Source organism: Mesorhizobium sp. M7A.F.Ca.AU.002.02.1.1, assembly GCF_003998535.1.
GTDB lineage: Bacteria > Pseudomonadota > Alphaproteobacteria > Rhizobiales > Rhizobiaceae > Mesorhizobium > Mesorhizobium ciceri.
Window position 1 is genome coordinate 1 of record NZ_RZPB01000345.1, and the last position, 6267, is coordinate 6267.

Sequence of the window (6267 nt, forward strand, 5' to 3'; positions counted from 1 at the left end):
GGACAGGGCGGCGAGGAACAGCGCGCCCGCCGCCACTGCCATCGCGATCTGCAGGCAGAGTTTCAAGGCTTCGGTGCCCAGGTCCAGGCGCGACAGCAGGATCGAGGCCGCCAGCACGCCCAGGCCGGCGACGAGCAACGCCAGCCCTGCACGCCCAAGAGATTCTCGGCTGGTCAATCCTCGCCGCATCACGATACGTGCCACCCCCGTGCGCAAACGCATGTTCTCGCCTCAACCTTGGCGGATCGATTTTAAGGAAAGGTTGCGTCAGGCATTCCGGTGCCATCGCTAACCGGCAAACAATTGCCGGCATGATTAAGGATCGGTATGCGCGAGCGGGCGAGCGTGGCGCAACGCTACCAGCGCACGAAAAACCGTCCGCCGAGCGCGCCAAGCAATGCGAGCGCTGCAATGGCTATCGTGTACCAGGTGGCGACGAAAAGCGGCGAATCGTCGAAGCAGTGGGCGGCATAGAAGGTTGCCGCCAGCCCGCCGGCGAGCAGGCCTGCCACCGCACCGGCAAGCACCGGCCGTGTCGGCGCCCCGTAGCGCAGCATCCACAGGAAGATGGCAAGCGGACCGAGGCCGATCAGCGGGATGAAAGCCATGCAGATCATCATGTTGGAGCCGACCATTTTGGTTCCCCACAGCGCCTCCGGCACCATGAAAAGCTCCAGAACCACCGCCACGGCTACCAGCACTGGCGCCGCAGCCATCCCAACCATCGCCCGGCCCGTCGACGCACCCGGTGTCGACAAGGCGCGGATCAGGGCGAAGGCGCTGACGGCAAGCACGATGGTGAAAACGAATTTGGAAAGGAAGCGCATCGTGTGCGCGGCCGCCATGAAATCCGGGCGTGGGCCGATGGTCAGCAGGAAAACGACGGCCGCGATCACCGCTGCCGCACCGGCGGCCAGCCACCAGGCCGATTGCAGCGGCATCGCCTTGCTGGTTGCATCGGCGTCCAGCGCCTTGATGAGATCGTCCGTTCTCATGTCATTCCCGCCCGAACCGCCCCTGCCCGAATCGCTTGGCTATCGCGGCAAGTCCGCGATGCAGCGACACCCGCACCGCCGTCTCACTGATGCCGAACTTTGCCGCCGTCTCGCCGATGGACCGCCCTTCCACCGACACGGCCGAGACCACGGAGCGCTGAGCCGGCGACAGACCGTCCAATGCACGGTTGATGTCGCGCTCGCTGACGGTCTCGGTTTCCGGCTCGGCGAACGTCTCGGCGATATCGTCGACGTCGATCTCGATGCGCCGTCCGCGCCGCCTGAACGCATCGATCAGCTTGAAGCGGGCAATCGCATAGACCCACGGCAACACCGGCGCATCCTGACGCCAGGTATGCCGTTTCACATGAATGGCCAGCAAGGTTTCCTGCACGACATCCTCGGGATCGACCCCGCCCTGCACGATCTTGCGCCTGGCAAAACCGCGAACCAGCGCGGCAATCCGGTGCAGAAAGTCGGCGTAAGCCCTTTCATCTCCCGCGATCGCGGCCCGCATCAGCCGGGAAAGTTCGGCCTCGTCCTTGCCGCTCACAAGAGTTCACTCCCCGATTTTCGCGTCTCGGCGCTGATTTGTTACGTGGCCGGCGAAATAATGTCCAAGCCAAACTGTCGGCAAATCACGAAAGTTTGCGGCACCGCCGAACCGTGAGCATCACGCGGAATTGTCCGTTCGGCACCGACCTTTGCACGTCAGCGACCGATTGAAGCACATCAACAATGTTGACTATAGCTGTCATGTATGGATAGGTGCAGCCGTGACAGACCCAGGACCCCCGAAATCGAGGACAATGCCATGAAATACGCTCTTTCCACCCTCGCCGGCGCCGCCGCGCTGGCAATCAGCCTCATCGCCGGTCCGGCAAAGGCGGAAGAGGATGGCATCATTGTCTACAACGCCCAGCACGAAAGCCTGACCAAGGCGTGGGCCGAAGGCTTCACCAAGGAAACAGGCATCAAGGTCACCGTGCGCAATGGCGGCGACAGCGATTTCTCCAACCAGATCGTCGCCGAGGGCGCTGCTTCGCCCGCAGACGTCTTCCTGACCGAAAACTCACCGGCCATGGCGCTGGTCGAAAGCGCCGGCCTGTTCGCGCCGGTCGACGCGGACACGCTGGCGCAGGTTCCCCAGGACTATCAGCCGGCCAGCGGCAAATGGGTCGGCGTTGCCGCGCGCAGCACGGTCTTTGCCTATAACAAGACCAAGCTGACTGCCGACCAGTTGCCCAAGTCGATGCTGGACCTCGCCGATCCGAGCTGGAAAGGCCGTTGGGCCGCCTCCCCCTCGGGCGCCGATTTCCAGGCCATCGTCAGCGCCCTGCTCCAGCTCAAAGGTGAAGCCGCTACCGCCGACTGGCTGAAGGCGATGAAAACCAATTTCACCGCCTACAAGGGCAACAGCACGGTGATGAAGGCGGTCAATGCCGGCGAGATCGAAGGCGGCGTGATCTATCACTATTACTATTTCGGCGATCAGGCCAAGACCGGCGAAAACAGCAAGAATGTCGCGCTGCACTATTTCAAGAACCAGGATCCGGGCGCCTTCGTCTCGATCTCCGGCGGCGGTGTGCTGGCTTCGAGCAAGCATCCGAAGGAAGCCCAGGCGTTCCTGAAATGGCTGACAGGCAAAGGCGGTCAGGACGTGCTGAAAACCGGCGATTCCTTCGAGTACGCGGTCGGCAAGGGTGCGGACTCCAACCCGAAGCTGGTGCCGCTCGCCGATCTGCAGGCGCCGAAGGTCGATGCCACGACGCTGAACTCCAAGAAGGTCACCGATCTGATGACGGCAGCCGGCTTGCTTTAGTTGCCATTCGTCCTAAAAGGACACCCGACCACGCTCCCGCGGGAATTCGCCTTCCGCGGGAGTGATTTTGTTTTTCGAGATGGCATTCGTCGATGACGACACGCTGTGTTCCCGACCGCGATCGCGGTCTTTCAATTGCTGCCGCTGGACGGCAACGGCACGGCGTCTGACCTGATGCAGTCCGCGGTCGATCTCGCGCATTCGGGCCTGCCTTCGGGCACAGGCCGAAGGGCTCGGCGACGCGCACCGCTTTGGCTGGTCCTCGCCGCCATCTTCGTTGCGCTGCTGGCGCTGGTGCCGCTTGCCTTCATCATCTGGATCGCGGTGCAGACCGGCTGGGAAACAGTCTCGGCACTGGTCTTCCGGCCGCGTGTCGGCGAGCTTCTGGTCAACACTGTCCTGCTGGTCGCGCTCTCGGTGCCGATCACCATCGTGCTGTCGGTTTCGCTGGCCTGGTTGACCGAGCGCAGCGACCTGCCGGGCGCCCGGCTCTGGGCCTGGCTGTGCGTGGCGCCGCTCGCCATCCCGGCTTTTGTGCACAGCTATGCCTGGGTCACCATGGTGCCGGGACTGCACGGCCTGTGGGCCGGCGTGCTGGTTTCCGTGATCGCCTATTTCCCGTTCCTGTATCTGCCGGTGTCGGCGGCGTTGCGCCGTCTCGATCCCGCCCTGGAAGACGCCGCCGCCGCACTCGGCCTGGGGCCCCGGCGCGTGTTCTGGCGGGTCGTGCTGCCGCAATTGCGGCTCGCCATCTGCGGCGGCTCGCTGCTGGTCGGCCTGCATCTGCTGGCCGAGTACGGCCTCTATGTCTTCATCCGCTTCGACACCTTCACCACGGCGATCGTCGACCAGTTCCAGTCGACCTTCAATGGACCGGCCGCCAACATGCTGGCCGGCGTGCTGGTCAGCTGCTGCTTCGTGCTGCTCGGCCTCGAAGTGCTGGTGCGCGGCGAGGAGCGCTATGCCCGTGTCGGCTCCGGCGCGGCGCGCCATCAGCAACGCACAAGCCTCGGACGCGCCACCCTGCCTAGCCTGCTCTTGCTTGTCGTCATCACGCTTTTGGCGCTCGGCGTGCCGTTCGTCACCATTGGCGGCTGGCTTGCCGCCGGCGGCGCCGCTGTCTGGCGCTTGGACGAGATCGGCCTGGCGCTTGGCCAGACGCTGTTCCTGGCGCTCGCCGGCGCGTTGCTCGCCACCGTCGCCGCCATGCCGATGGCCTGGATCTCGATCCGCGCGCCGGGGCCATTGCAGCGTCTTCTGGAGGGCTGCAACTACATCGTCGGCTCGCTGCCCGGGGTCGTCATCGCACTGGCGCTGGTCACCATCACCGTACGCATCGCGCTGCCGCTCTACCAGACCTTGTTCACCATCCTGGTTGCCTATGCGCTGATGTTCCTGCCGCGCGCGCTGGTCAGCCTGCGGGCATCGATCGCGCAGGCGCCGGTCGAACTCGAACGCGCCGCTTCCAGCCTCGGCCGGCCGCCGCTGCAGGCGCTGTGGTCGACGACGATCCGCCTGTCGGCGCCGGGTGCCGCGGCCGGCATGGCCCTGGTGGCGCTCGGCATCATGAACGAACTGACCGCCACCCAGATGCTGGCACCGAACGGCACCCGCACGCTGGCGATGGCTTTCTGGTCCTACAGTGGCGAGATTGATTATGCCTCGGCGGCACCCTACGCCTTCATCATGGTGGTGATGTCGCTGCCCTTGACCTGGCTGCTCTATGTCCAGTCGAAACGGATGGCCGGACGATGAGCTTTCTCGAAATCAGCGGCCTGCACAAGCAATACGGCCCGGTGGCGGCCCTTGCCGGCGTCGACCTCAGCGTCGCCAGCGGCAGCCGCACGGCGATCGTCGGTCCTTCCGGTTGCGGCAAGACGACCCTGCTGCGGCTGATTGCCGGCTTCGAGGCTCCGGACCAGGGCCACATCACGCTCGACGGTGCCATATTGGCCAACGGCGGCGCTGCGGTGCCGGCATATCGCCGAGGCATCGGTGTGGTGGCGCAGGATGGTGCCCTGTTTCCGCATCTGACCATTGGCGACAATATCGGTTTCGGCATGGGCCGCGGCGAGGACAAGCGCGCTGAGCGCATCGTCGAGCTCGCCTATATCGTCGGGCTCGACAAGGCGATCCTCAAACGCCGCCCGCACGAGCTTTCCGGCGGCCAGCAGCAGCGTGTGGCGCTGGCCCGGGCCATGGCGATGAAGCCCAGGCTGATGCTTCTCGACGAGCCGTTCTCGGCGCTCGATACCGGCCTGCGCGCCTCGATGCGCAAGGCGGTGGCCGAACTTCTGGAGGCCGCCGGCATCACCACCATCCTGGTGACGCACGACCAGGCCGAAGCGCTGTCCTTCGCCAGCCAGGTCGCGGTGATGCGCGACGGCAAGTTCTCGCAAATCGGCACGCCGCGCGAGCTCTATCTCAAGCCGAAGGACAGGATGATCGCCGAATTCCTCGGCGACGCCATCATCCTGCCGGCCAAGATATCAAATGGCTTCGCCAACTCGCCGCTCGGCCGCATCGCGGTCGACACCCATGACAGCCGCGATATCGCCCGCATCATGCTTCGCCCGGAGCAGATCGCGCTGAAGAGAACGTCGCGCGAGGGTATGTCCGGCACCTCGGACATGCTGTTCGGCGAGGTGACGGAATCCGAATTCGCCGGCTCGATGTGCACGGTCGCGGTGCGGCTCTTGAACAATGCCGATCCGCCCGATGCGGCAGCGATCGGCAACACGCCGCTGGTCCTGCGCAAACCGGGCATGGACGCGCCGGCGGTCGGCGAGATCGTCCGGCTGACTGTATCGGGAAAGGCGCATGTCTTCGCCTGAACGCCGCGTGGGTGGAGCGTAGGCATATCTTTCTGATTAGCCGACGCGCTTTCCGGCCTGATCGAACCAGTGCAGCTTTTCTGCCTTGGCAACCACGCGCAATTGGTTGCCAACCGTGGCGGTGGCGCGACCCGCGACCCGCACGACGATCCTGCTGCCACCTGCAGCGCAGTGAAGGAAACTTTCGGCGCCTACCGGTTCGACTGCCTCGACCAGCGCCGGCAGGATGAGCGCGCCGGACGGTGCCTCGGACCCGAAGGTGACGTCGGCATCCTCGGGGCGGAAGCCGAGCGTGACGGCGTTCGCAGGCGCAAATTCAATCGTCTTGCCATCAGCCAGCGCCGGACCAGCCGGCCCTTACGAAAGGGGCAGGAGATTCATCGGCGGCGCGCCAATGAAGGAAGCGACGAAGGTCGAGGCCGGCCTTTCGTAGACGTCGAGCGGCGCCCCCATTTGTTCGACCAGTCCGGCATTCATGACGACGAGGATGTCGGCCAACGTCATCGCCTCGAGCTGGTCATGTGTGACATAGACCGACGTGACGCCAAGCGAGCGCTGCAGGTTCTTTATCTCGACGCGCATCTGGCCACGCAATTTGGCATCGCGATTGGAAAGC

Annotated in this window: 5 protein-coding genes and 2 pseudogenes; 3 read left to right on the forward strand and 4 right to left on the reverse strand. The window is 64.7% G+C overall.

Going from position 1 to position 6267, the window contains the following annotated elements:
* From EN879_RS20435 to EN879_RS20445, 3 genes and pseudogenes are all read right to left on the reverse strand, one after another.
* Window positions 1-222, reverse strand: a pseudogene (locus EN879_RS20435) (diguanylate cyclase); the annotation flags it as partial.
* 134 nt (window positions 223-356) lie between these two features.
* A complete protein-coding gene (locus EN879_RS20440) occupies window positions 357-995 on the reverse strand; it encodes an NrsF family protein (protein ID WP_013529421.1) in 639 nt (212 codons plus the stop codon).
* Window position 996: 1 nt separating this feature from the next.
* Window positions 997-1548, reverse strand: coding sequence for a sigma-70 family RNA polymerase sigma factor (locus EN879_RS20445; protein WP_013529420.1), 552 nt, complete (start codon window positions 1546-1548; stop codon window positions 997-999).
* Window positions 1549-1809: 261 nt separating this feature from the next.
* On the opposite strand from EN879_RS20445, the gene EN879_RS20450 reads away from it, so the two are divergent.
* The 3 genes from EN879_RS20450 (at window position 1810) to EN879_RS20460 (ending at window position 5651) form a co-directional block, all read left to right on the forward strand.
* Window positions 1810-2817: an iron ABC transporter substrate-binding protein gene (locus EN879_RS20450; RefSeq protein ID WP_013529419.1), complete on the forward strand. Its 1008-nt coding sequence runs from the start codon at window positions 1810-1812 to the stop codon at window positions 2815-2817.
* A gap of 174 nt (window positions 2818-2991) precedes the next feature.
* Window positions 2992-4572, forward strand: a complete 1581-nt coding sequence (locus EN879_RS20455; protein ID WP_063170345.1) for an iron ABC transporter permease — start codon at window positions 2992-2994, stop codon at window positions 4570-4572.
* On the forward strand, window positions 4569-5651 hold the full coding sequence (locus tag EN879_RS20460) for an ABC transporter ATP-binding protein (protein WP_013529417.1): 1083 nt from the start codon (window positions 4569-4571) through the stop codon (window positions 5649-5651). Before EN879_RS20455 ends, EN879_RS20460 begins: the two co-directional genes overlap by 4 nt.
* A 36-nt stretch (window positions 5652-5687) precedes the next feature.
* On the opposite strand, the pseudogene EN879_RS20465 reads toward EN879_RS20460, so the two are convergent.
* A pseudogene (locus EN879_RS20465) lies at window positions 5688-6267 on the reverse strand (TOBE domain-containing protein); the annotation flags it as partial.

Coding starts and splice junctions, on each gene's coding strand:
- EN879_RS20455 (WP_063170345.1), top strand. CDS start 2,992: ATGCAGTCCGCGGTCGATCTCGCGCATTCGGGCCTGCCTTCGGGCACA.
- EN879_RS20440 (WP_013529421.1), bottom strand. CDS start 995: ATGAGAACGGACGATCTCATCAAGGCGCTGGACGCCGATGCAACCAGC.
- EN879_RS20460 (WP_013529417.1), top strand. CDS start 4,569: ATGAGCTTTCTCGAAATCAGCGGCCTGCACAAGCAATACGGCCCGGTG.
- EN879_RS20450 (WP_013529419.1), top strand. CDS start 1,810: ATGAAATACGCTCTTTCCACCCTCGCCGGCGCCGCCGCGCTGGCAATC.